Source organism: Acidobacteriota bacterium (genome assembly GCA_018001935.1).
Classification (GTDB): Bacteria; Acidobacteriota; JAAYUB01; order JAAYUB01; family JAAYUB01; genus JAGNHB01.
In genome coordinates, this window is sequence record JAGNHB010000007.1 from 77,910 (window position 1) to 101,856 (window position 23,947).

The 23,947-nt window shown below is 68.0% G+C and carries 19 protein-coding genes; 8 read left to right on the plus strand and 11 right to left on the minus strand.

Annotated features, from left to right (window positions below; genetic code table 11):
* Positions 1-6: 6 nt before the first annotated feature.
* Complete coding sequence (locus KA419_04595; protein ID MBP7865207.1) at positions 7-588, minus strand: GNAT family N-acetyltransferase; 582 nt, start codon at positions 586-588, stop codon at positions 7-9.
* Positions 589-753: 165 nt separating this feature from the next.
* On the opposite strand from KA419_04595, the gene KA419_04600 reads away from it, so the two are divergent.
* From KA419_04600 to lptG, 4 genes are all read left to right on the plus strand, one after another.
* On the plus strand, positions 754-1,455 hold the full coding sequence (locus KA419_04600) for a RibD family protein (protein MBP7865208.1): 702 nt from the start codon (positions 754-756) through the stop codon (positions 1,453-1,455).
* Positions 1,456-1,466: 11 nt separating this feature from the next.
* Positions 1,467-2,249, plus strand: a complete 783-nt coding sequence (ttcA, locus tag KA419_04605; protein MBP7865209.1) for a tRNA 2-thiocytidine(32) synthetase TtcA — start codon at positions 1,467-1,469, stop codon at positions 2,247-2,249.
* Entirely contained in the window at positions 2,249-3,052 is an 804-nt protein-coding gene (locus KA419_04610; protein MBP7865210.1) for an inositol monophosphatase, read from the plus strand. Before ttcA ends, KA419_04610 begins: the two co-directional genes overlap by 1 nt.
* A 252-nt stretch (positions 3,053-3,304) precedes the next feature.
* Complete coding sequence (gene lptG, locus KA419_04615) at positions 3,305-5,659, plus strand: LPS export ABC transporter permease LptG (protein ID MBP7865211.1); 2,355 nt, start codon at positions 3,305-3,307, stop codon at positions 5,657-5,659.
* 47 nt (positions 5,660-5,706) lie between these two features.
* On the opposite strand, the gene KA419_04620 is transcribed toward lptG, so the two are convergent.
* From KA419_04620 to amrS, 3 genes are read right to left on the minus strand one after another with little or no spacing between them, the layout of a single operon-like run.
* Complete coding sequence (locus KA419_04620; GenBank protein MBP7865212.1) at positions 5,707-7,107, minus strand: FAD-binding protein; 1,401 nt, start codon at positions 7,105-7,107, stop codon at positions 5,707-5,709.
* The gene (larA, locus tag KA419_04625) at positions 7,104-8,390 is read right to left on the minus strand and encodes a nickel-dependent lactate racemase (protein MBP7865213.1); all 1,287 of its coding nucleotides are present in this window, start codon (positions 8,388-8,390) and stop codon (positions 7,104-7,106) included. The genes KA419_04620 and larA overlap by 4 nt, the downstream gene beginning before the upstream one ends.
* Entirely contained in the window at positions 8,387-9,499 is a 1,113-nt protein-coding gene (gene amrS, locus KA419_04630) for an AmmeMemoRadiSam system radical SAM enzyme (GenBank protein MBP7865214.1), read from the minus strand. The genes larA and amrS overlap by 4 nt, the downstream gene beginning before the upstream one ends.
* A gap of 168 nt (positions 9,500-9,667) precedes the next feature.
* On the opposite strand from amrS, the gene KA419_04635 reads away from it, so the two are divergent.
* Together KA419_04635 and KA419_04640 are read left to right on the plus strand one after the other, a co-directional pair.
* Positions 9,668-10,129, plus strand: coding sequence for a chemotaxis protein CheW (locus tag KA419_04635; protein ID MBP7865215.1), 462 nt, complete (start codon positions 9,668-9,670; stop codon positions 10,127-10,129).
* Positions 10,126-11,412, plus strand: a complete 1,287-nt coding sequence (locus KA419_04640) for a tetratricopeptide repeat protein (GenBank protein MBP7865216.1) — start codon at positions 10,126-10,128, stop codon at positions 11,410-11,412. The genes KA419_04635 and KA419_04640 overlap by 4 nt, the downstream gene beginning before the upstream one ends.
* A gap of 56 nt (positions 11,413-11,468) precedes the next feature.
* Here the strand turns inward: KA419_04640 and KA419_04645 are convergent, their stop codons facing one another.
* Positions 11,469-12,398: a Gfo/Idh/MocA family oxidoreductase gene (locus tag KA419_04645; protein MBP7865217.1), complete on the minus strand. Its 930-nt coding sequence runs from the start codon at positions 12,396-12,398 to the stop codon at positions 11,469-11,471.
* Positions 12,399-12,594: 196 nt separating this feature from the next.
* Here KA419_04645 and KA419_04650 point away from each other — a divergent pair, with 196 nt between their 5' ends.
* Together KA419_04650 and KA419_04655 are read left to right on the plus strand one after the other, a co-directional pair.
* On the plus strand, positions 12,595-13,353 hold the full coding sequence (locus KA419_04650) for a hypothetical protein (protein ID MBP7865218.1): 759 nt from the start codon (positions 12,595-12,597) through the stop codon (positions 13,351-13,353).
* A complete protein-coding gene (locus KA419_04655; GenBank protein MBP7865219.1) occupies positions 13,350-14,618 on the plus strand; it encodes an aldo/keto reductase in 1,269 nt (422 codons plus the stop codon). The genes KA419_04650 and KA419_04655 overlap by 4 nt, the downstream gene beginning before the upstream one ends.
* A 174-nt stretch (positions 14,619-14,792) precedes the next feature.
* Here KA419_04655 and KA419_04660 read toward each other — a convergent pair whose 3' ends face one another.
* From KA419_04660 to dprA, 6 genes are all read right to left on the minus strand, one after another.
* Positions 14,793-15,191 (minus strand): HEPN domain-containing protein, encoded by a 399-nt coding sequence (locus KA419_04660; protein ID MBP7865220.1) that lies wholly within the window; start codon positions 15,189-15,191, stop codon positions 14,793-14,795.
* Positions 15,188-15,490, minus strand: coding sequence for a nucleotidyltransferase domain-containing protein (locus KA419_04665; protein ID MBP7865221.1), 303 nt, complete (start codon positions 15,488-15,490; stop codon positions 15,188-15,190). Before KA419_04665 ends, KA419_04660 begins: the two co-directional genes overlap by 4 nt.
* 429 nt (positions 15,491-15,919) lie before the next feature.
* Complete coding sequence (locus KA419_04670; protein ID MBP7865222.1) at positions 15,920-18,865, minus strand: ankyrin repeat domain-containing protein; 2,946 nt, start codon at positions 18,863-18,865, stop codon at positions 15,920-15,922.
* A 370-nt stretch (positions 18,866-19,235) separates the two neighbouring features.
* Positions 19,236-20,192, minus strand: coding sequence for a hypothetical protein (locus tag KA419_04675; GenBank protein ID MBP7865223.1), 957 nt, complete (start codon positions 20,190-20,192; stop codon positions 19,236-19,238).
* Complete coding sequence (gene topA, locus KA419_04680) at positions 20,189-22,675, minus strand: type I DNA topoisomerase (GenBank protein MBP7865224.1); 2,487 nt, start codon at positions 22,673-22,675, stop codon at positions 20,189-20,191. Before topA ends, KA419_04675 begins: the two co-directional genes overlap by 4 nt.
* On the minus strand, positions 22,675-23,922 hold the full coding sequence (gene dprA / locus KA419_04685) for a DNA-processing protein DprA (GenBank protein MBP7865225.1): 1,248 nt from the start codon (positions 23,920-23,922) through the stop codon (positions 22,675-22,677). Before dprA ends, topA begins: the two co-directional genes overlap by 1 nt.
* Between the last annotated feature and the right edge of the window lie 25 nt (positions 23,923-23,947).

Below are 23,947 nucleotides of genomic sequence, written 5' to 3' on the forward strand. Positions count from 1 at the left end.
GGAGGCTCAACCGCCGTTCGCGTCCCCCCGGCCCGCGGGGCCGGCGCTGCGGGACCTCCACTCCGGTTCGAGGATCCCCATCACCAGGAAGTCGCAGTATTTCCCGTGGTGCTTCATGGCCTCGCGCAACAGGCCTTCCCGGACGAAGCCCGCCTTCTCGTAGGCCCGGATGGCCCGGGTGTTCTCCGCCCAGACGTGAAGCTGGACCCGGTGGAGGTTCAGGATGTCGAACCCGTAGGCGAGCATGAGGCGGGTGGTCTCGGTCCCGAAACCCTTCCCCCAGTTGCCGGCAGCGGGGATGCAGATGGAGAACACCGCCGCTCGGCTGACCAGGTCCACCCGGTGAAAGGCGGTGAGACCGATCCCCTCGTCCACGCCGAGGGGGCAGATCACCAGGGGGATGTAGTCGCCGCCGGGCCGCCCGAGGTCTTCGAGACGGCGCCTTTCGGCCTCGAGGGAGACCGGCGTGTGGGTGAAGAAGGACTCCCGGGCCTCGGCGGAGTTGGTGCAGGCCGCCGTCAGGGCCGCGTCCCCGGTTTCGGGGGGGCGCAGGTAGAGGGTCCTGCCGACAAGAAACGGGTTTTTCATGCGTGGCCTCCCGGGGGGTTCGTCCCGGCGGTCTCGAGATTCCCCCGACGAGCGGGGCGATTTGTGGTAAAAAGGAGACCGCGCGTCCGCGGGCATCCTCGACCGGCCGGCAGGAGGATTCTACCGCAATCGGGGCGCCGGACCAACGGGTATTGAGGGATCGCGATGCATCGTCCCCGGGTCATCCTCTGTTATGCCATGTCGACGGACGGGAAAATCTCCGCGGCCGACGGCACGGGATCCGCCTTCACGTCGCGGGCGGATCGGGACCGCCTGGACGGGGTCCGCGCCGGTGTCGACCTGATCGTGGTGGGCGGCGAAACGGTTCGGCGGGAGGACCCCCCGTTCGCGCTCCGGTCGGGGCCGGCCGTCGCCGCGCGGCTCGCGCGGGGTGCGGCCGCGCACCCGGACGTCTGCATCCTGACCCGGAACACCCATCTCCCGCCCGGCCTGAGGGCCTTCCGGCAAGCCGGTCAGCGGGTCCTGGTGGCCGGCCCGGGCCCCGGGGCCCCGCTGCCGTCGGGGACCGCCGCCCGCCTGGAACGGCTGGTCACGCCCGACCCCTTCGACCCGTCCGCCCTGCTGGCGGACCCCGCCCTGGCCGGGTGCAACCGGGTCCTCGTCGAGGGCGGGGGCCGCGTCAACGCCTTTTTCGTCGAAGCCGGCCTCGTGGACGAGGTCCTCGTCACCCTCAGCCCCGTCCTCCTGGGCGGCGCAGAGGCCCCCACGCCGGTGGCGGGGGTCGGGCTGAGCCTGGCCGGCCGTTTCCGCCTCGACCTCGTGTCCTGTGAGGCCGCGGGCTCCGAGCTGTTCCTTCACTATCGGTCCCGGCGTGTCGGCCAGCGGGGCGGGGAAGGGGGGGGGTGATGGGGAAAACGATGCCCTCCCCGCTGTTCGTGAAACTCAAGCGCGCCGTCGGGAAGGCGATCGCCGACTTCTCGCTGATCAGGGAAGGGGACCGCGTCGCCGTCGCCGTCTCGGGGGGCAAGGACTCCTACAGTCTGCTCCACGTCCTGGGCGAACTCCGCCGTCGCTCCCCGGTCCGCTTCGAATTGGCCGCCTTCAACCTCGACCCGGGGATCCCGGGCTACCGGTGGGACACCATCCGGGACTACCTCGTCGGCCGCGGGTTCACTGTGCACACCCTCCACGAGAACCACGCCGCCATCATCCGGGACCACCAGACCCCCGGGTCCTCCGCCTGTTCCTTCTGCGCCCGCCTCCGAAGGGGAACCCTCTACACCGCCATCCGCAGGGAGGGCTTTCACACGCTGGCCCTCGGCCACCACCTGGACGATTTCATCGAAACACTGCTCCTGAACCTTTTCTACGAGGGCGCCATCAAGGCCATGTCGCCCAACTTCGTCGCGGACTGCGGGGACATCACCGTCATCCGCCCCCTGGTCTACGTCCCGGAGAGCGACATCACCCGGTTCGCCGCGGAGTGCGGGTTTCCCCTCGTCTACGGGTGCTGCCCGGCCGCCGGCAGGGAATCCCGTCGAAAAATCGTGAAGCGCCTGATCGAAAATCTGTCCGCCCAGAATCCCTCGATTCGCCCGAACCTGCTGAAGGCCCTCGGGCGGGTCCGTCCCCGGTACCTGATGGCCCCGGGGGCTTCGGGCCCCGACGCGGCCCCCGACCATCCCCACGAGGAGTCATGATGTTCAACGAGGAACAAGAGATCGCGGACCGCTACCGCCAGGCGGTCCTGGCCGCCGAAGCCGCCGGCAAGGTGCTGATGTCCTACTTCGGGCGCCCGATGGAAATCCGGAAGAAAGGCCTGATCGACCTGGTGACCGAGGCGGACCTGGCCGCCGAGAAGGAGATCGTGGACCGGCTCGGCGCCGCGTTTCCGGGGGACTGCTTCTACACCGAGGAGACCCGCCGCGACCCGGCGGAGTCCGCGGACCTCTGGGTCATCGACCCGCTGGACGGCACCACCAACTTTTCGCACGGCTACCCCTTCTTCTGCGTTTCCATCGCCCTTCGGCGGCGCGGTCGCGAGACGCTCGGCGTCGTCCTGGCCCCGGCCTTCGGGGAACTGTTCACCGCCTGCCGGGGGAGGGGGGCCTTCCTGAACGGGAACCCCATCCGCTGCTCCTCGACGGGGTCCCTTCGCGAATCCCTCCTGGTGACCGGTTTCGCCTACGACATCGCCCTGCACAGCGACGGGGTGCTTCGCCGGTTCCGAAACGTTCTCCTCCGGTCCCAGGCCGTCCGCCGGGACGGGTCCGCGGCCCTGGACCTGTGCTACGTCGCCGCCGGGCGCTTCGACGGGTTCTGGGAGGAGCACCTCAAGCCCTGGGACACCGCGGCGGCCCGGGTTGTCGCCGAGGAAGCCGGCGGGAGGGTCACGACGTTCAGCGGCGGCCCCTTCGACATCTTCGGGAAGGAAATCCTCGCCAGCAACGGCCGGATTCACGGCGAACTCCTGGATGCCCTCAACATCCCTCGCGAGGGGTGACGTGCCCCCGGCCGATTTCCCGGACCGACCGGTTAGTTGACATAATATATCTTATCAGACGTAATGGCGCGGGTCGATCCGGCCCTTTCCCGAAGACCCGCGGCCGGGCCGGGCGAACCGGCATCCGTCCGTCCGCGCCTCCCCGGACGGCGCCGCCCGGCGCGGCCGTCCCCTCCCGGGACCCCGGGGCCGAAGATAGTGCTCCGCAATCCCGGGTCGCACGTGGTAAAATCGCGGCTTATGGCCAAGCGGATGAAAAGACTCCACCGGCTGATCTACCTCGAGATTCTCCCCGTCACCGTGGTGGGTGTGGTCATCCTGACCTTCATCGCGTTTTCCCGGGAGTTCCAGAGGATCTCCCGGACGCTGGTGTTCGCGGGCGCGTCGGTCGCCCAGTTCTTCAACCTGGTGGGGCTTATCGTCCCCGCCGTCCTTTTCGTGACGCTCCCCATGGCCCTGCTGCTGGGGGTCGTGATCTGCATGAGCCGTCTCGCCCACGACCACGAGATCACCGCGCTGAAGTCCTGCGGCATCGGGGTCAACCGGCTGCTCCCGCCGGTCGTCATTGTCGCCCTCTGCGCCACCGCCGTCGTGTTCCTCTGCACCACGCACCTGGTCCCCTCGGCCAACGCCCGCCTGCGGGACATCCTCGTGGAGATCCTCAAGGCCGGCATGGCGTCCGAACTCAAGCCCCGGGTGTTCCACGACCGGTTCCGGAACTTCGTCTTCTACATCGAGGACTCGGACCCCGCCACCTCGACGTGGAAAGGCATCTTCATCGTGGACCGCACCAAACCCGGGAGCCTGACCCTCCACCTCGCCCGGGAGGGCCACGTCCAGCTCTTCCGGGACAGTCTGCAGGTAAATTTAACAAAACAAACCACCTATACGCAACCGCAGGACGACCCCGACAACTTCTCGCTGGCGACGAGCGAGGCCGGGACCATCCCCTTCAACGAGATCCGTTCCATCCAGGCCCCGCCGCTCCGGAACATGGAGAAGACCATGGGGCAGCTGGACGCCGAGCTGGAGCAGGCTCGCGCGCCCTCGAACCCGAACCGGCCAACCTTCGACGAGGTCGTTGCCCTGGAGGTGGAGTACCACCAGCGACTCGCCCTGCCCTTCGCCTGCCTGGCCCTCGCCCTGGTGGGGGTCCCGCTCGGGGTCGGGGCCCGGCGGGGCGGGCGCTCCGCCGGCATCGTGATCTCGGTGGCGGCCGTGGGGCTGTACTACCTCCTGTTCATCTACTCCTGGAAGGCCGGGGCCTACTGGGGCCTGTACCCGGTGTCCGTGGGCGTCTGGGTCCCGAACCTCGCCTTCCTGGCCCTGGCGGCCGTTCTGCTGGGAATCGCCAACCGCGAGATCCACCCCTTCGCGCGGTTTTTCAACCTTCCGTTCTGGGCCGGTCTGTCCGGGTGGGCCCGCCGCCGCCTGCACCTCCGGGCCCGTCCCGCCGGCCGCCCCGCGGCGGACCCGGTGGAGGAGTGGATCGAGGGCGGCGGCCCGAGCCGGTTCCGGTTGTTCCGCATCATGGACCGGTACATCGTCAGGGAATTCCTCGCCGCCCTGTCCATCACTCTCCTGTTCGCCGTCGCCCTGTTCACCATCTTCACGCTCTTCGAGTTGATGGACTACATTTACAAAAACAGCGTATCTCTCGATCGTGTAGCCGAATATTTTCTGTACGTCACCCCGATGGTGGTTCAGCAGGCCCTCCCTTTCTGCGTCCTGATCGCCATGCTGGTGTCCTTCGGCCTGCTGGAGAAGTCGAACCAGATCCTCGTGCTGAAGGCCTCCGGCATCAGCGTCTACCGGATCGCCCTGCCCGTCGTGCTGGTGATCGTGCTGCTCGTCCCCCTCGTCTTCGTCGTGCAGGAGCAGGTCCTCCCCTGGACCAACCGTCGGCAGGACGAACTCTACAACGAGATCAAGGGCCGCAAGGCGCAGAGCTTCCACCACCCCGAGACCAGCTGGGTCGTCGGGACCTCCGGCCGGATCTACAACCTCGGGCATTTCGACGACCGCCGCAACGTCGTCAACGACGTGTGGATCTTCGACGTCGATCTGGAGAAGGCGGTCTTCAGGGGGATCTCCTTCGTCCGCGAGGCCCGCTGGGACGAGGACGCCCGGCGGTGGGTCTTCCAGGACGGGTGGCGGCGGGTGCTGGACGGGTTCGAGAAGACGAGCCTGTTCCGTTTCCAGGACCTCTCGTCCCGCGCCATCGAACCCCCCGCCTACTTCAAGTCCGAGATCAAGAAGGCCGACAAGCTCTCCTTCACGGAGCTGAGCGACTACATCGCCCGCCTGGGCCGGAAGGGGTACAACACCCTGGGCCTGGAGGTGGACCTGCACAAGAAGATCTCCTACCCCCTCGTCATCCTGGTGATGCTGCTGGTGGGCCTCCCCTTCGCCTTCCGGATGGGAAAGAAGGGGACGGTGTTCGGGATCGCTGTCAGCACGGTCATCGGGATCGTCTACTGGGCCCTGTTCAACGTCTGCACGGCCATGGGCGCGTTCGGCGTGCTGCCGCCGGTCTTCGCCGCCTGGGCCCCCAACATCTTCTTCGGGTTCGCGAGCCTGTACCTGGTCATCCGGATGCGCACCTGACCCGTGCCCTTCCCCGCCGCCGGCAACCGAACCGGCTCCCGGGCGCCCTAGCCCGCCCGCTCCGGTTCCAGGGGGAAAATCTTGTCGGGGTTGAGAATGCCCGCGGGGTCGAAGGCCCGCTTCACCGCGCGGCTCAGCTCGATGACCTCCGGGGAGAGGTTCAGGCTGAGGTACTCGCGCTTGGACAGGCCGATCCCGTGCTCGCCGCTGATGGCCCCCCCGAGGCGGACGGTCGCCGCCAGAAGTTCGCGAACGGCCCGCTCCGCGCGCTCGACCTCGTCGGCGTCGTGACGGTGGATCATGAGGTTGACGTGAATGTTCCCGTCCCCGGCGTGACCAAAGCAGACGATCATGAGGCCGTACTTTACGCGTATTGCCTCAACCTCCGAAAATAATTCAGGAATTCTGCTACGTGGAACGGAGACATCCTCGTTGATCTTCGTATCCGCCAGGCGGGCGATGGCGGGGGAAACCGCCCGCCTCACGTCCCAGACCCGTTCGCGTTCCTCGGGAACCCGGGATTCCAAAATAATATTTCCACTTTGAGCAACGATGATTTCATGCACTTGCCTGATTCTTCTGTCAACGTCATTCGGGTCACCGTCGATCTCCAGGAGTAAAACCGCATTTATTCCCTCGGGGAAACGGTAGTCCTTGAATTCGCCCACCCGGTCCATGCAGGCCCGGTCCATGATTTCCAGGGCGGTGGGGATGACCCGGGAGCGGATGATGGCGGAAACGGCCTCCCCTGCCCTTCCCGCCGACCCGAAGCCCACCAGGAGCGTCCGGCGGGTTTCGGGGAGGGGCAGGAGCTTGAGGGTGAAGCGGGTCATGACCGCGAGGGTCCCCTCCGAGCCGACGAGCAGCCCGATCAGGTCGTACCCGGTGACGTTCTTGACCGTCTTGCCCCCCACCTCGCACACGGTCCCGTCGGCCAGGACGAACCGCATGCCGAGGACGTAGTGCTTGGTCACGCCGTACTTCACGGCGCTCAAGCCGCCCGCGCACTCGGCCACGTTCCCCCCCAGGGTCGAACTCCGCACGCTGGCGGGGTCCGGAGGGTAGAAGAGGCCCAGGGGCGCGACGGCGTCCTGGAGGTCCTGGGTGACGACGCCGGGCTCCACCACGGCGACCAGGTTGTCGGCGTCGATCTCGAGGATGCGATTCATCCGGGTCATGCAGAGCACGATCCCCCCCCGGGCGGGGACCGCGCCGCCGGAGAAGCCGACCCCCGCCCCGCGGACCGTGACCGGGACCTTCTCCGCGGCGGCGAGGCGCAGGGTCTTCACGACCTCCGTCTCGACCGCGGGGAACAGGACCACGTCGGGCAGGACGGGCCGGTTGGTGGCGTCGAAAGCGTAGCAGAGCCGCTGCTCGAGGTCCGTGACGGTCCGCTCCGGCCCGAAGATCTCGGAGAGTTCGTGGAGGAGGGCGGGGGGAAGGCTCATGAGGGTCTCCCGGTGAGGCAGAAGGTGGTGCCGGCGTCGGGAAGGACCAGCCCGGAGAAGTCGTCCCCCAGGCCCCCGACGGCCAGGTCGATGGCATCCTGCAGCCGGCGCGCGGGCGTCATCCCCATGGCCCGGACCGCGTCGTCGGGCAGCCCGGAGACCAGGATCACCCGGTAGCGCCGGGTTTTCTCGAACAGGGCGAAGGCGGTCTGGCCGTTGATGACGTAGTTGGCCGTGAGCTCGCGGCAGAACGCCCGCTCGTCCCGGAAGCGGAACCAGGGGAAAAAACCGGGGTGCCCCATCCCCTCCGGGCAGGCGGCCACGGCGACGAGGGCCCCGCCCGGGCGAAGCCCGTAGCGCCCCATCTCGATGACCTTGTGGGACTGGATCATGTTGATGTCCCGCGGGAACCCGCCCGACCCGGCGACGACCACGTCCGCCGGCGCCGGGAGGTTGACGGAGTGGGACTGCAGGTACCCCCGGCAGGCTTCCCGGTGGGCGTCGATCCCGTGGCCGCAGACGATCGCCGCGAGGCGGCCCACCTCGTCGAGGGAGACGTTCACGAGGAAGACCCGGTCCAGGCCCACCCGCCGAAGGGCTTCCTCCATGTCTTCGTGGACGGGGTTGCCCTCCAGCGCGGCGACCGCCACCGTCTTCCGTCGCCCCGACCCGTCGGGCTCGAGCACCAGGCGGTGGTTGAAGGCGATGGTTTCCGCGGCGGCCAGGCCGGGCATCAGGCTCTTGCGCCCGCCGCTGAAACCGGCGAAATAGTGGAAGCCCACCCCGCCGAGGGCGACGATGGCGTCTGCCCACTCCACCACCCGGTTGAGGCGGACCCGGTTTCCGAAGGCGGTCACCCCGAAGTCGATGTGGTCGCCCGGGGAGTCGGCGCGGTGGACGACGATCCCGGCGCCCGGGAACGCCCCCCCGCCCGTCAGGGGCCCTGTCTCCTCCGCCGTGGGGGGACGGTGAATCCCCGTGGCGATGGCGATCTTCACCGCGGGCGGGACGAGGCCGCGTTCGTCGAGGTAACCCCTCAGGAGGGGCAGCACCGTCTCGGCCCCCGTCCGGCGGGTGGCGTCCGAGACGACGAGGAGCACGCGCCGGCGGCCTTTAAGGAAAGCGGGAAGCGACGGGCCTCGAAACGGGTGGTCGAGGGCCTCCGCCAGGGTTTTCGGGACGTCGGCGAGGGGCGCCCCGCCGGGTGGACGAACCGACCGGAAACGGCCCTCCGGGAGGTCGGCCTCCTGGACGCCCCGGTCGTAGGCGAGGCGAACTCTCACGAGAAGATCCCCGGGATGACGGTGCCGCAGGAAGCGCACTTCCCGTCCCGGATCTCCCGGGAGACGACGGTGAAGCCGACCCGGCGGATGACCATCTTCCGGCACGCGTGGCAGTAGGTGTTCTCGAGGGGGTGCCCCGGGACGTTCCCGACGTAGACGTACTGGAGACCGGCGTTCTTCGCCTCGGCGTGGAGGGTTTCCAGGGTCTTCACGGGGGTCTGGGGCAGGTTCTGGAGCTGGTAGCAGGGAGTGAAGCGGGTGAGGTGGAGCGGGACCCGGTCGGTCAGGGCGGACCGGATCCACCGGAACATCAGGCGGTTCTCGGCGACGTTGTCGTTCAGGGTGGGGACGATCAGCATGACGAGTTCCAACCAGGTCCCCGAGTCCTTGAGGGTGACGAGGGTGTCCAGGACGGGCTTGAGGCTCCCGCCGCACACGCTGTGGTAGAAGGGATCCGAGAAGCCCTTGAAATCGATCTTGACGGCGGACATCTTCGGGATCAGCTTCTTCAGGGGGGCCGGGTTGAGGTACCCCGCGGAGATCAGGACGTTGCCGACGCCGAGGGCGCGGGCGGCGTCGGCGGTGTCGCAGAGGTACTCGTAGCCCACGACCGGTTCGGAGTAGGTGTAGGCGATGACCGGCGCCTTCGCCGCGGCGGCCGCGGCGGCCGTCCGCCCCGGGGGCGTGTGGACGCAGTTCAGTTCCTCGGGCCCGTGCTGGGAGATCTGCCAGTTCTGGCAGTACCGGCAGCGGAGGTTGCAGCCCGGCAGCGCGATGGAGAAGGCACTGGCGCCGGGTTTGTAGTGGAACAGGGGCTTTTTCTCGATGGGGTCGGTGTGCACCGCGCAGATCTGCCCGTAGTTGAGGGTGTAGAAGGTGCCTCCCCGGTTCTGACGGACCCTGCAGCGCCCCTTCCCCCCGTCGGCCACCACGCACTCGTGCGGGCAGAGCAAACAGTGGACCTTTTTCCCCGGCATTTTCTCCCAGTACCGGGCGAGGGGCGGGCCCGTTCCCGCCGCCGCCGCTGCGGGCGCACCGGCGGCGCCCCCGGCCAGGGTGAGCCCGGCGACGCCCAGGGCCATGTCTCGGCAGAATTCCCGTCGGTCCATCCCGTCCTCCCGCCGGCCTCGCGGACCGGGGCCGTCACGACTATTTCACCACAGGACGGCCGCGGGGGCAAGCCCCAGATAGGCCGCGGGGCCGTGACGACCGCTTTCCTTGACACCCCCCGGCTTGTTCTCTATACTGCCCCCCGACATCGGATGCGGGGAGGGCCCATGCTGCTGCTCGTCTTTCAGGCCGGTCCCAGGCGCTTCGGGATGGAGGCCGCGCGCTTGATCGAGGTGGTCCCCGCGATCCGCCTCTACCAGCCTCCCCAGGCACCCGCGTGGGTCGCGGGGGTGATGGACTACCGCGGCGCCACCGTCCCCGTCGTGGACCTCACCGCGCTGTACGAAGGCGTTCCCTCCCCTCCCCTCCTGAGCACCCGGATCATGCTCGTCCACTACGAGACCCCCGCCGGGGGTCCCCGGACCCTGGGGCTCCTGGCGGAGAAGGTCACGGAAACCCTGGCCCTCGACAGCGCCGCGTTCTCCCCCGCCGGGGTCGAACTCCCCGGGACCCCTTCCCTGGGCGAACTCAGTTTCGACGAAGCCGGGACGCTCCAGATGATCCGGCCGGAGCGGATCCTGAGCGACGAGGTCCGGGACCGCCTCTTCATCGAGCCGGAGGGCCGATGAACGGTTTCCGGGAGGAACTCGGGCGCCTCCTCGCCGAAACGGCGGGCCTCGACCCCGCGACCACCGGCCCCGAAGGTCTCGACCGGGCCGTGGAGGCGATCGCGCGGAGGACGGGGACGCGGGACGAGGGCGGCATCCTGAGCCTCCTGAGAGGTCAGCCGGAAAACCTGGCGACCCTGCTGGAAGACCTCGTCGTCCCCGAGACCTGGTTCTTCCGGGACGGAGAGCCTTTCCTGTACCTGGGCGACCTGGCCCGGGACCGGCTGGCGGAGGGCAACCGCCGTGTCCGCGTCCTGTCCGCGCCCTGCGCCTCCGGGGAGGAGGCCTACTCCGCCCTGATGGTCCTGCTGCACGCGGGCTACCGTCCCGCCGACGTCGAGATGGACGCGGTGGACATCAGCCGCCGGGCCGTCGAGAAAGCGCGGAAGGCCGGCTACGGGAAACGCTCTTTCCGCGAGCCCGGCTGGGAGAACCTGACGAACCGCTGGTTCACCCGGCGGCAGGACCGCCTCTACCTCGCCCCGGAGGTCGCCTCCCTCGCGAGCTTCCAGGTGGACAACCTGAACCGGCCGGATTTTTTCTTCGGCCGGGAGCCCTACGACTTCATTTTCTGCCGCAACCTGGTGATTTACCTGGCGGAAGAGGCGAGGGCGCGGGTGGTCCGGACCGTCCGTCGCCTCCTGGCGCCCGACGGGACGCTGTTCGTCGGGCACGCCGAGATGATCTTCTTCTGCCGCAACGGGTTCGAACCCGTGCCCCGCCCGCGGGCCTTCGCCTGCCGGACGGAAGGCCTCCCGACGACGACGGCCACCCCCGGGCGGCCGTCCACGGCCCCCTTGCCGCCGCCACCGGACAGGCCGGTCGGCCGTGCCCCGGCGGCGCCCGCCCACCGCCCCCGCCGGGAGGGGCCGCCCCGCCTCCCCGCTCCGTCCCCGCCTGCAGCCCCCCCGCCCCCCCCAGCGGAAACGGGCCCGGACCCCGTCGGGGCCATCCGGTCCCTGGCCGACCGGGGACAGCTCCGGGACGCCGAGCACGCGAGCCGTGCGTTGCTGCAGAAGGGGTCGGCGTCCGCCGAGATCTACTGCCTGCTGGGGACCATCTGCGCCGCGAGAGGGGACCTGGCCGACGCCGAAACCGCTTTCCAGCGCGCCGTCTACCTGGAGCCGGAGTGCTACGAGGCCCTGGTTCAGCTCAGCCTGATCCTGGAGGGGCGGGGGGAAACCGACGCCGCCGCCCGCCTGCGGGAGCGTGCCCGGAAGAACTTCCCGGGCGCGCCGCGCTGAGGGGCCCTGCCGGCTGCGGTGGAGGCGTCCCGGGAACGGGCTCCCCGGGCCTTCCCTCAGACCGTGTGCATCACCGCGAGGGTCTTCTGGGCCACCCGGAGGGCCGTCAACCCCTCGTCCCCCCCGCAGAGCGGCGCCTTCCCGGACCGGACGCAATCCAGGAAGTGCAGGATCTCGAAGCGCAGGGGCTCCCCTTTCTCCACCAGGATGTTCCGGGTGATGATTTCCTTGCCGAAGGCGGTGTCCGCCGGCTGGAGGGAGAACACGTTGACGGTCTGGTTGGCCAGGTCCATGGAGACGTAGTCGTCGGGCTGAAAGAACCGGAGCTTCCGGACCTTTTCGCTGGAGACCCGGCTGGCGGTCAGGTTGGCCACCACCCCGTTCTCGAACTCGATCCGGACGTTCGCGATGTCCACCTTTTCCGTCAGGATGGGGATCCCGACCGCGCGGATGTCCCGGATCCCGGACTTGACCAGGGAGAGCACCATGTCGATGTCGTGAATCATCAGGTCCATCACCACGTCGATGTCGAGGCTTCGCGGCACGAAGATCCCCAACCGGTGGGCCTCGAAGAACTTCGGCTCGGTGATGAGGTCCCGGATGGCGGTGTAGGCCGGGTTGAACCGTTCCAGGTGGCCCACCTGCAGCGTCACCTTCCGCTCCCGCGCCTGCCGGACCAGGTCCTGCCCCTCCTCGAGGGTGGCGGAGATGGGTTTTTCCACGAGGACGTGCTTCCCGGCGGAGATGAACGCGCTGCAGATGGCGTGGTGGTCCACCGTGGGCGCGGCCACGGAGGCGCACTCCACCAGGGGGATCAGGTCCCGGTAGTCCCGGAAGTACTTCGTCGAGTATTCGTGGGCGATCTTTCGCCCGTTCTCCTCGTTGATGTCGGCCACCCCCACCAGCTTGACGCCCGGGATCGACTCCAGGATCCGGGCGTGATGTCGCCCGAGAGAGCCCACACCCACCACACCGGTCTTCAGCATGTTTCCTCCATGGTCTGGATTGAGGGCCCCGGCGATGGGCCCGCCAAATCGGGGATTATACCGCAGACGCCGGTCGAAAGTCGACAGGCGCCTCGGCTTTTCGGGGAAGAGGGCGAAGCGGTAACATTTCTGCGTGAACAGGCGTATAATGACCTTTTGGCGGTACCCCCGCGGAGGCTTGAAAGGAGCGGATTCCATGCGTTTGCGTCTGGTCGTCGTCACCCTGGCCGTGGTCGGGACCCTGGCTTTCCTGGAGGCCCAGGCGAAGCAGCCGGCGAAGTGCCCCCGGGGGCGGACGGACTGCGACGGCCACCGCGGCTGCGCCATCGACATGGACGGCGACGGGGTCTGCGATTACGCGGCCGGGCTGCTTTCCACCGAACCGGCGCCGGGGCCGGTCACCCCGCCCCCGCCTGCGCTGACCCGCCCGGTCGCGCCGCCCCGGCCCGCCGCGCCGAAGAGCGGAAGCCCGCCAAAATCGGCCGCACCGGTCAAGCCTGCGGCACCCGTTCCGGGGACGTCCTCGACCCCGCTTTCCGTCGAGCCGGCCCCGCAGGCGCCCCCGGCAGCGGCGTCCCCCGCCCCGCCGACGCCCCGGCCCTTCACGCCGCGGCCGGCCCTGCCGCCGCCCTACCATTTCGCGGAGATCCTGGCGGGCGCCGTTCTCCTCTACCTCCTGACCGGCCTCCTGGCGAGGGCCGGCCGCATCCGGACCGCGACCCACCGCAAGATCTGGAACGTCATCCTCCTGCTGACCTTCCTCGGGTCCTGCCTGATCGGGCTGCTGCTGACCGCGCAGATCAACTACGGGTTCTGGCGCAGGGCGATCGGGACCCTGGAATTCTGGCACGTGGAACTGGGGGTCGCCATGGCGGCCGTGGCCCTCTTCCACGCCGCCTGGCACCTGCCCTATTACCGGAACCTGCTCAAGAAGAGCTCTGGAGGTAAAGCATGAGTCTGAACCGGCGTGATTTCGTGAAGCTGGGCTCGATGGGGGGGCTGGCCCTGCTGCTGGACCTGCTCAAGCCCGACCTGATGGGGCTGGGGGCCCAACCCCAGGCCGCCGCCCTGCCCCGGATGCTTTACCGGGCGTACGGAAGAACCGGCAAGAACGTGTCCATCCTGGGTTTCGGCGGCATGCGCTTCGACGAGCAGGCGGTCAGGAAAGGCAACCTGGAGGACCCGGCCCGGCTGATGGTGGAGGCCTACGAGCTTGGCTTGAATTACTTCGACACCGCTCCGACCTACGTCGACAACAAGAGCGAGGAGATCTTCGGCCTGGCGTTCAAGGAGATCGACCGGAAGATCAAGGGGCAGCCCGGGGCCACGCCGTACTACTGCACCTCCAAGAGCGGCATCTGGATGGAGCCGGACGCCGCGGCCGTCCGCCGCCGCCTGGACACCACCCTCAAGCGCCTGGGGAAGGACAAGCTCCACTTCTACCACATGTGGTGCATCATGAACGAGCAGCACTTCCAGGGGGTCATGAAACCGGGCGGGCCCTACGAGGGCGCCCTGGCCGCGAAGAAGGAAGGGCTGATCGACCACCTCGTGTTCTCGTCCCACGCCGACTGCGCGACCACGACGAAAATCATCCGGTCGGACGCCTTCGAAGGCCTGCTCATCGGGTACAACATGCTGAACTTCCCCCGCCAGGAAAAAGCCATCCAGGCAGCCGTCGACCAAAAGATCGGGGTCGTGATCATGAACCCCCTGGGCGGCGGCCTGATCCCCCGGAACCAGGACTACTTCCGCAAGATGGTCAACCCGCGCCAAAAGGGCATCACCGTCGGGCAGACCGCCCTCAATTTCATCATGGGCCAGGAGGGCATCACGGTGGCCCTGGCCGGGATCAGCAACCGGGAGCAGCTGCACGAGGACGTCGGGGCCCTCCGGTACCTGGAGGTCTTCAGCGACCAGAAGCTGGCGGAGCTCAAGCGGCAGTACCTGAGGAAGATCGGGGACATCTGCACCACCTGCGGCTACTGCAAGGGCTGCCCCGTCGACATCCCCGTCTGGACCGTCATGGAGTTCTACAACAGCTATGTCCTGCGGGGCAAGGAACACGCCCGCAAGGTCCTGCAGAGCTACAAGGACGAGGACAACATCGACATCAAGGCCCTGGTCGGCAAGTGCATCCAGTGCGGGGCCTGCGAGAAGGTCTGCACCCAGCACCTTCCGATCCTCAAGCGCTTCGCGACCATCACCCGGGAATTCTGACGAGAATCCACACTCGGGAGACCGACAGGGCTTTTGGCCTGTTCACGGTCCTCGGAGGCACGGAGGGGACGCGGTCGGAAATGATGGGGACCCTGAAGGATCTCTTCCTCGTCCCGCATCCGACCGCTTGCTTGAGGGGTCGCTCCTGGTTTCTTGCTCGTTTTGACAAAGATCTCATTTAGAAGGCAAACTGTTCTTCGTCGTTATCAACCGATCGATCTCGCGGAGGAGATCGGCTACCCGGCCCAACCAGGGGCGGACCATCTCCGGGTCCATCCTCGTGAAGTCCTCGTAATCCCCTTCCAGACGGCTCTCGAAAAGGTCGTTGTACAGCGTCCCCAGGTCTTTTGAAATCAGTCCGGTCCGGATGTAATGCTGCCCGAAGGCCGACCGAACGCCGGTATGTCTGGATGGATGGATTCCCAGCAACGCACTCACGGCATAGAACGAGGCGTAGTACAAACGGTTGACGCAGGCATTCCAATGGCCGGCCCCCGCCAACAGGTTCGCTTCGTCCACCGTCTCTTTCGCCCTCTCCAAACGATACCGGATCAATTCGTGCAGTTCCTTCATACTCGACACCCCTCGCGCTTGATGTTCTCCCAAAGCGGCATGGTGTTGAGAGGGAAACGTCGCCATTCGTCCTGGCCGTGTACCAGGACGTTGATCACACAACCTGTTTCCCATTCAATCTCATAAAGTCTTCTCCGCAGTCGGGCTTTCCGCGGAAAATCGACTTCGCCGGGCAGCAGGACGAGGAAATCCCAGTCGGACTCCGGACCAACCTCACCCCGAACTCGGGACCCATAAAGAAAAACCTCGGCCTCCGCTTCCATTTCCAGAACGGCTTGACGGACGATTTCCTGAAACATCGGAACACCTCGCGATGGTCTATTCTCCGTACCGTTGTGAGAGAACTTCCGGGATGGATCTCTCCCGGAAACACGGGGGCACGGAGGGGACGCGGTCGGAAATGATGGGGACCCTGAAGGATCTCTTCCTCGTCCCGCATCCGACCGCTTGCTTGAGGGGTCGCTCCTGGTTTCTTGCTCGTTTTGACAAAGATCTCATCTGTCGGCGTTTCATAAAGGGTATTGTAACACGGGAGCGGGCGTGGAAGGGCCAGGGAATACGAGGCCGCCGCCGGCCCCCGCTTCGGGTCCGCAGGCGCTTCCGGTGGGCCCTTCGGACGGGCCGGCGGGGGCGACCCCGCCGCGGTTCGCCGACCGACAGCGGGCAAGTGCCTCCGGACTTCTCGATCCGAACGGATAGACGGACAAAAAGCCGGCTTTTATCGGATATCACTTCCCCTTCAGCAGCCGGGCCAGGTCCTCGCAGCCGGCGTCCCGGGCGAGGTCGAGGGGAGTCCGCCCCTCGCGGTTCTCGAGGATCGGCCGGACGTAGGGAAGAAGCAACCGGGCCAGTTCGGTGTTACAGGACGAGCAGGCACGGTGCAGGGCCGTGTCGCCCGTCTCCGGGTCGCGGAAGGACGCGTCGGCGCCCCTCGCCAGCAGTTCGCGGACGAACCCCGCGGGCGCCCCGGCGTCGACGGCGTAGAACAGGACGGGGCGCCCGTCCTCGTCTGCGGCTCCCGGGTCCGCGCCCCGGCGGAGCGACCGCCCGGCCTCCTCCCAATGGCCGTCCAGGAGGGCCTTGATCATGACGAGGCCCTTCCGGGCCCGCGACGTTCGGACCGCGGGCTCCAGGGCCCGGCGCAGACTGTCGGTGGAAGCGTTCTCCAGGACGGCGTCGGGTTCGTCGGGCGACTGGTTTCGGCAGGGGTCCGCGCCGGCCGCGAGCAGGACGTGGACCAGGTCGAGGTCCTGGTTCCGCACGGCGAGCGCCAGGGGCGTGGACCTCCGGTCCCCTGGACCGCCGTTCGGGTCCCACCCGAGTTTCAGCATCCGTCGGGCGAGGGCTCCCATCCTGGCCTCCGCGGCGGCCGCCAGGAACGACGGTTCGCCGGGCCCGTCGCCCGCGGGGCCGGCGCCGTGTTCCAGCAGCGCCAGGGCCGTCTCCTCCTGGTCGCCGCGGATGGCGATGCGGAGCAGGTTGTCGCCGTCGTACACTGTGTCGACCTTCGCCCCTTTCTCGAGCAGCCGGAGCACGGTCCCCGTGTAACCGCTCCGGACGGCGGGGACGAGGGGCGGGGCCGTGTCCGGCGGGCCGGCGGCGTTCGGGTCGGCCCCCCGGTCGACGAGCCCGGCGACCGCCTCCGGGCGGCCGAGGCCCGCGGCCGTGCAGAGGAACCACTGCCGGCGGGCCGCCGGGCTGTCCCCTCCCGGCAGCTTTGAGCACCGGGCTTTTTCCAGGGCCCACGCCAGCAGGTCCGCGTCGCCCGATTCGATGATGTCCTGGAGACACCCGGCTCCGAAATCCGGCCCGCCGCCTTCTTCCGGGAGATGTTTCAGAAGGTTCTTCGCGCCCGGGATGCCCTCGTTCAGCAAGGTGAAGCTCATGTTGGCGCTCCAGTCGTCGGCCGTGGCCCCGGGAACCGCTGTGCCGGCGGCCAGCAGCAACCGGGCGCGCTCGTCGTCCCCCTCCCGCCAGGCAAGCATCAGGGTGGCGACCGTCGACTTCTTCTCTCTCTCGCCCAGCCGGACCCCCCGGTCCAGGAGCAGGCGCACCAGGTCACGCGAGTTACACGACCAGCGAAAAGCCTCACCCAGCGCGGAGTACCCGTCCCGGCCCGGGCGGTCGAGGGTGGGGCCGTGAGAGAGAATGACGTCCACCAGGGGCTTTTCCCCGAGCTTCACGGCCTTGACCAGGGCCGGGTCGCCGTCCGCGTCGACGGCGTCCACGGGAGCCAGGCCTGCCGCCAGGATCGCCTGCACGACCTCCGGCTTGCGGCACCGGATGGCCTCGAACAGCGCCCGAACCGCCTCCTCCCGGTCCCGCGTCCGCCGCAGCAGCGGCACGACCGCCCGGGCGGAACCGTTGCGGGCCGCCCAGAGGAACGCCGGGTTGCCGAACCGGTTCTTCATCGTCGGGTCGGCACCCTTCTCCAGCAGCAGGCGGACGATCTCGTCCCGGTCCCGCCCGGCGGCATACATGAGGGCCGTGCTCCCGTCCCCGTCGGCGGCGTTCACGTCCGCCCCGCGGTCGAGCAGGAAGCGGACGTTGTCGGTCTTCCCGCAGGCTGCGGCCAGCATCAGGGCCGTCAGGTTGTTGGGGCCGGTGTCCCGGGGGTCGGCACCCCGGTCCGCCAGTTCCTTCAGTTCCGCGGGGGTGTCCAGGAAGGCGCAGTAGAAGAACCGCTCCATGATCTTCTCGTGCGGGAGGCCGTCGAGGGCGGAAGGCACCGGGAAGTCCCCGCCGGTCACCCCGTGAAGGTACACCGCCGCGGCGTCGTAGCCGCACCAGGCGGCGATCAGCGTGGGTGTCCAGCCGGAGGCGTCACGGATCCGAGCGCCGGAGCCCCGCTCCACCAGCAGTTTCACCAGGTCGAGGGAGCCCGAGCGGGCGGCGATGGTCAGGGCCGTGTGCCCCTGTCCGTGGCGCCGGTTGACGTCGGCCCCCCGGTCGAGGAGGACGCGGGCCACCTTGGTTCGCCCGCCGTAGCAGCACAGGATCAGCGGCGTCTCCCCGTCGGCGTTCTTCGTCTCGACGTCCGCCCCCAGGTCGGCCAGGAGGGCCACCGTCGCCGCTTCCGCTTCTTTCGCCGCCACGGTGATGGGCGTATCGCCGTTTTCCGCCCGGAAGTTCACGTCGGCCCCGCGGTCGATCAGCCGCTTCGCCAGGTCGTCGTCCCCGATGCGGAGTGCCGCCAGAAGCGCCGGGTCATTCTCCCGGCCACGGAAATCCGGTTTCGCGCCGTGGTCCAGGAGGGACTGGACCATTTCCGCGCCGGCCTGCATGGCGAGAAACAGGGCCGGCGTCCCCTCCTTGTCGGCGACGTTCGGGTCCGCCCCGGCCTCCAGGAGGAGGTGGACCACCTCCCGCTTCGAACGGTCGTTCACCACCCTCAGGAGCGGGCTCAGGCCTTCCGCGTCCTTCGTCCGGACACTTGCCCCGCGCTGGATCAGGATCTGTACGGCATTCGCATGGCCCTCGTCGGCCGCTACCTCGAGCGGCGTCCGCCCCGAGTCGTCCTTGTCATCGAGGGGCGCCCCGTGGTCCAGGAGGTAGCGGATGTCCCCCGCCTGCCCGCGCCCGGCCGCCAGGAAGAGTTCCTCCTTCAGCCCCGCGGCCGGGAAGGCTGTGAACAATCCGGTGACCAGCCACGTGAAAAGCCCTCTGATCCTCATGCCGAACTCACCCGTGCAGAAATTCCGGGTTATCCCACCCGGTCGTCTCACTCCGACGAAGGGCCGTCCCTCGCCTTGCAGAATATCGCACTCCCACCCGGTTTTTCGTAAATTTCTCGTAACGGCCGGCACCAGGTCCGGGACACTCGCATCCTCAGCTCCGACAGGAAGTTTTCACTGCGGGTCGGGGCGAGGGTCACTGGCAAGACGGGTTCCGTCCGGCCCGCGGCTCAGGGGACCGGCGTGACCCATCGGGATGAAAGAGATAACTGCCCCGCACAAAGGTGGAAACCCAGCATGTCGAGTGAGGTGACCCCCCTGTTTGCCTGGCCGCCCTGGAGAGAGGCGCCACTGTTTACGGAGGTCGTGGTTATTGAAGCTGCAGGCTGCCCAGGGGGGGGACCGGTTCGGGGGACTCCGACAGGTTGCCGGGCGGGTTGTACTGGCGGCGGGCGATGTCGGCCCGGTGCTGCTCGAAACGCTGCTGGGCCGCCAGGCTCGAGCGCCGGCGCTGCTCGCCGGGGTCGTTGCCGTAGCCGTAGGACCCGGAGGAAGGGTTCATGTTGTCGATGATGTTCCGGTTCATCAGGTGCATGATCCGCGACTGGTCGCTCTGTGCCACCAGGTCCCGCTGGTAGCGCTGGACGAGCCGCAGCACCTGGCGGAGGCCGATGAGGGTGATGGAGCCGGTGGGCCGGGTGGGGAGGTCCACCTGCACGATCCCGGTCCGGTCCTCGTCCTTGCGGTTCATGTTGGCGGTGATCATCATGGACGTATCGTGGTTTGTGGCCATGTACTCCTGGTGCAGCCAGGTCATCTCGTGCCGGTCGGCGGGGGAGATGGTCATCCTGCCGTAGGCCGCCTGAAAACGCGGGTCGGAGAAGTAACTCTTCAGGCAGTCGGTCTGGTGGACGAAAATGAAGTCGTTGAAACCCTCGTCCACCGCCTTCTCGAAGCTGCCGAGGCCAAGGTCGGCGTTCCCGTGCTTGAAGCCCAGCGCCGCCAGGTCGACCAGGGCCATGACTTTTCCCCACCGCGGCGTTGCCGGGTCGGAAACGAAGCGCTGCAGTTCCGCGATCGCCTGCTCGTCGCCGGCGCCGCCTTCCGCCGTCAACAGGTTGAAAACCTTGTAATAGGCCTCCAGGAAGGCAGGGTTGTCCTCCATGGGGAGAGGTTGGGGGGACGCCCCCCCGGCCGCGCCCGGCCACCCGGGCAGGGAGGGGTCGGACGACGACTTCTGGCAGGCCGGTAGCAGCACAAGGGCCAGCACCATCAGGGAAAAGACCGTTTTCAGCCCCGGACGGGCATCGGTTCCGACGAAATTCATGGTTCCTCCCTGGCAGACGGACTCTGTTTTTCCGGTTCCCTCTCGCCCGGGTCGGGACGACCTGCGGGAACGGGGGCCTTTTCGTGGTGGCGGCATCCCTTGGCGGGGCAGGAGAGGATCGTCCCCTCCTTCTTCGACGGCTTCTCCACGAGGTAGGGGCTGCCGCACTCCCGGCAGGCCACGGCCACCGGCTTGGTCCAGCTGGTGAAGTCGCACTTGGGGTAGTTGGAACAGCCGTAGAAGACCTTGCCCCGCCCGCGACGGTTGACGACGATCTCCCCGGTGCACCCCGGCCGGGGGCACTTCATCCCCAGCATCTCCCGCTTCACGTAGGTGCACTTGGGGTAGCCGGTGCAGGAGACGAAGGTCCCGTAGCGCCCCTGCTTCTCCGCCAGGGGCTTGCCGCACACGGGGCAGGCCTCGTCGAGCACCTTCGGCTCCACGACGGGCCTGGCCTTCCCCTTGACGATCTTCCGGGTGTTCCTGCACTCGGGGTAAGCCGAGCAGGAGAGAAACTCGCCGAAGCGCCCCTTCTTCAGGACCATGGGGGCGCCGCACTTGTCGCAGGCCTCGGCGGCCCCCTCCCCTTCCCCGGCGGCCGCGGGGGCGGGCGCCGCGGTGGGCTTGCCGTTGGGCAGGTCCCGGGCGCTCTTGCACTCGGGGTAACGGCTGCACGACAGGAAGCGCCCGAAGCGCCCCCACCGGATCTGCATGGACGCCCCGCACTTGTCGCACGTCTCTTCGGTCTCCTCCACCACCTGGCGGAGGTTCTTCATCTCCTTCTCGGCCTTCTTCAGGGTCTTCGAGAAGTCGGCGTAGAAGGTCTTCAACTCCTCGAGCCAGTTCTTCTTCCCCTGCTCGATCAGGTCCAGGTCCTTCTCCATCCCGGCGGTGTAGTCGTAGTTGAAGAGGGTGGCGAAGCTCTCCGTCACCAGGTCGATGACGATCTCCCCGGTTTCGGAGGGGCTGAATTTCCCTTCGTCCTTGTTGACGTACTCGCGGTCCTGGATCACGTTCACGATCTGTGCGTAGGTGCTGGGCCGGCCGATCCCCTTCTCCTCGAGCGCCTTGATGAGCGTCGCCTCGGTGTAGCGCTGCGGGGGCTGGGTGAACTGCTGCAGGGTGGCGAGTTCGAGGAGCTTGAGCAGTTCCTTCGGCTCCACCGGCGGGAGCATCCCCTCGGCGGCGCCGTCGGGCCCCTGCTCGCCCTCCTCGGCCACTTCCTTGTAAACCTTGAGGAAGCCCGGGAAGCGCAGGACGTCCCCCGTCGCCTGGAAGAGGCACCGGCCGGCGGCCACCTTGATGTCCGTGTGGTCGAACACGGCCGCCTCCATCTGGGAGGCGACGAAGCGCTGCCAGATCAGCGTGTAGAGCTTGTACTGATCGCTGTCCAGAAACGGCCGGACCGCCTCCGGGGTCCGCCGGACGTCGGTGGGGCGGATGGCCTCGTGGGCGTCCTGGGCCCCCTCGGACTTCTGGAAAAGCCGCGCCTTTCCCGGGAGGTACTCTTTCCCGTAGGTCTCGAGGATGTGCCCGCGGACGGCCTCTAGGGCCGACGGGGCGATCCGTGTGGAGTCGGTGCGCATGTAGGTGATCAGGCCGACGCTCCCCTCGCTGCCGTACTCGATGCCCTCGTAGAGCTTCTGGGCGACCTGCATGGTCTTGCGCGCCGTGAAGCGGAATTTGCGGTTGGCCTCCTGCTGGAGCTTGCTGGTGATGAAGGGCGGCCGGGGCTGCTGCTTCTTGAGGGTCTTCTGGACGGACTCGACGAGGAAGGGGGCCGCCTCGAGTTCGGCCTTCAAGGCGGCCGCGTCCTCGCCGTTGGCCACCTTGAACTTCTTCCCGTCCAACTTGACGGCCCGGGCCTTGAACGTGGGCGGTTTGGCGGCCTTGAGGTGGGCGGTGAACGTCCAGTACTCCTCCGACACGAAGGCCCGGATCTCCCGCTCGCGGTCCACGATCAGCCGCAGCGCCACCGTCTGCACCCGCCCGGCGGAGAGGCCCCGCTTCACCTTCTGCCAGAGGAGCGGGCTGATCTTGTACCCGACGAGGCGGTCCAGGATCCGGCGCGTGTTCTGGGCCTGCACCAGGTTCCGGTCGATTTCCCCCGGGTGTTCGAAGGCCTTCCGGACCGCCTCGCGGGTGATCTCGTGGAAGAGGACGCGGAAGACCCGGGGGTTCTCCCGGGCGACGACGTCGTGGAGGTGCTGGCAGATGGCTTCCCCCTCCCGGTCCGGGTCGGCCGCGAGGAAGACGGTGTCCGCCCGCTTGGCCGCCCGCTCCAGCTCGTGGACGACTTTTTCCTTCCCCGGGATGACCTCGTAGTCGGTCTTGAAATCGTGGGCGACGTCCACCCCGAGCTTCTTCTTCGGAAGGTCGATGATGTGGCCCACGGAGGCCCTGACCTCGAAGGCGTCCCCCAGGTACTTGGAAATGGTTTTCGCCTTGGCGGGCGACTCCACGATGACGAGTGATTTTTTCATCAGTTGTTCCTTACGTTCCGAATGAAGTACTGACCCGGGACCTCGAGGATGAGGCCGTCGAACTGCAGCTTGAGCAGTATGCCCGCAAGGGCCCCGGCCGAGAAGCCCGCCTGTTCCAGGAGGGTTTCCAGGTGGACCTTCCGGTCGAAAAAGAGCAGGTTATACACTCTTTTCTCTTCCGATGTCAAAGGGTGATTTGTCACCCCCCCCGACAACGTCGCTTCCGGAAGGGCTTCCCCGGGCAGCGTGCAGGGCCGGTAGGCCAATTTGTCGCGGACGCCGGCGGGGAGTTCCTCCACCACGTCCTGCCAGACCTGGACCAGTTTGGCGCCCTGTTTGATCAAGTAGTTGGGGCCCACGCTGAGGGGCGAGTGGACCGGCCCCGGCACGGCGAAGAGTTCCCGCCCCTGCTCGAGGGCCAACCGGGCGGTGATCAGGGACCCGCTCCGCTCCGTGGCCTCCACGATGACCGTGCCCAGGCACAACCCGCTGATGAGCCGGTTGCGGATGGGGAAGTTCTGCGGGGCCGCCCAGGTCCCCGGGGGGAACTCGCTGACCACGCAGCCCTCGCCGCAGATCCGCCGGTAGATGGCGGCGGCCTGCCGGGGATAGGGGACGTCGACCCCCGACCCCAGGACGGCGACGGTCTTCCCACCCGCTTTCAGGGCGCCCACGTGGGCCGAGGAGTCGGCCCCCAGGGCCATCCCCGAGACCACCACCAGCCCGGCCTTCGCCAGGCGGAGCGACAGATCCTGCGCCACCGCCACGCCGTAGTCGGTGCTCTTGCGGGCCCCGACGACGGCGATGCACGGCCGGGTCAGCAGGCCCGCGTCGCCCCGGTGGAACAGGACCAGGGGTGGGTCGTAGAGTTCCTTGAGGAGGGGCGGGTAAGCGGGGCCGAAGAGGTGGAGGACCCCGAAATCCCCTTTCCCGGCGCCCTCCAGCGTTGTCTCCGCCTTGCGCACCATGCCCTGCCGCTCGGGGTGGGGCACGGAAAGCTTGAGCCTCCGCTCCAGGTGGTTCCAGAACGCGGCGCCCACCGGGTCCGACAGCATTCCCGGCGACTGGTCCACCAGTTCCAGGACGCGCCGGCGCCCTACCCCGGGGACCTGGTGGATCACGAGAAGGTTCAGGAGAACCACCGCGGGGTGCGGCAATTCCGTGCCAACCGGGGGAACACCCGTCAGGAAGTCAGCGCTTTCGCTTCCGCCCGGCAGGCCCGTCTCCTTCCGCGTGATCTCCGTCATCCCGCCCCTCCTCCGGGTCGTGGGT

What these genes read in the sequence shown, in the direction of transcription:
- KA419_04595 (MBP7865207.1), bottom strand. Translation starts at nt 588, where the DNA reads ATGAAAAACCCGTTTCTTGTCGGCAGGACCCTCTACCTGCGCCCCCCC.
- KA419_04600 (MBP7865208.1), top strand. Translation starts at nt 754, where the DNA reads ATGCATCGTCCCCGGGTCATCCTCTGTTATGCCATGTCGACGGACGGG.
- ttcA (MBP7865209.1), top strand. Translation starts at nt 1,467, where the DNA reads ATGCCCTCCCCGCTGTTCGTGAAACTCAAGCGCGCCGTCGGGAAGGCG.
- KA419_04610 (MBP7865210.1), top strand. Translation starts at nt 2,249, where the DNA reads ATGTTCAACGAGGAACAAGAGATCGCGGACCGCTACCGCCAGGCGGTC.
- lptG (MBP7865211.1), top strand. Translation starts at nt 3,305, where the DNA reads ATGAAAAGACTCCACCGGCTGATCTACCTCGAGATTCTCCCCGTCACC.
- KA419_04620 (MBP7865212.1), bottom strand. Translation starts at nt 7,107, where the DNA reads ATGAGCCTTCCCCCCGCCCTCCTCCACGAACTCTCCGAGATCTTCGGG.
- amrS (MBP7865214.1), bottom strand. Translation starts at nt 9,499, where the DNA reads ATGGACCGACGGGAATTCTGCCGAGACATGGCCCTGGGCGTCGCCGGG.
- KA419_04635 (MBP7865215.1), top strand. Translation starts at nt 9,668, where the DNA reads ATGCTGCTGCTCGTCTTTCAGGCCGGTCCCAGGCGCTTCGGGATGGAG.
- KA419_04640 (MBP7865216.1), top strand. Translation starts at nt 10,126, where the DNA reads ATGAACGGTTTCCGGGAGGAACTCGGGCGCCTCCTCGCCGAAACGGCG.
- KA419_04645 (MBP7865217.1), bottom strand. Translation starts at nt 12,398, where the DNA reads ATGCTGAAGACCGGTGTGGTGGGTGTGGGCTCTCTCGGGCGACATCAC.
- KA419_04650 (MBP7865218.1), top strand. Translation starts at nt 12,595, where the DNA reads ATGCGTTTGCGTCTGGTCGTCGTCACCCTGGCCGTGGTCGGGACCCTG.
- KA419_04655 (MBP7865219.1), top strand. Translation starts at nt 13,350, where the DNA reads ATGAGTCTGAACCGGCGTGATTTCGTGAAGCTGGGCTCGATGGGGGGG.
- KA419_04660 (MBP7865220.1), bottom strand. Translation starts at nt 15,191, where the DNA reads ATGAAGGAACTGCACGAATTGATCCGGTATCGTTTGGAGAGGGCGAAA.
- KA419_04665 (MBP7865221.1), bottom strand. Translation starts at nt 15,490, where the DNA reads ATGTTTCAGGAAATCGTCCGTCAAGCCGTTCTGGAAATGGAAGCGGAG.
- KA419_04670 (MBP7865222.1), bottom strand. Translation starts at nt 18,865, where the DNA reads ATGAGGATCAGAGGGCTTTTCACGTGGCTGGTCACCGGATTGTTCACA.
- KA419_04675 (MBP7865223.1), bottom strand. Translation starts at nt 20,192, where the DNA reads ATGAATTTCGTCGGAACCGATGCCCGTCCGGGGCTGAAAACGGTCTTT.
- topA (MBP7865224.1), bottom strand. Translation starts at nt 22,675, where the DNA reads ATGAAAAAATCACTCGTCATCGTGGAGTCGCCCGCCAAGGCGAAAACC.
- dprA (MBP7865225.1), bottom strand. Translation starts at nt 23,922, where the DNA reads ATGACGGAGATCACGCGGAAGGAGACGGGCCTGCCGGGCGGAAGCGAA.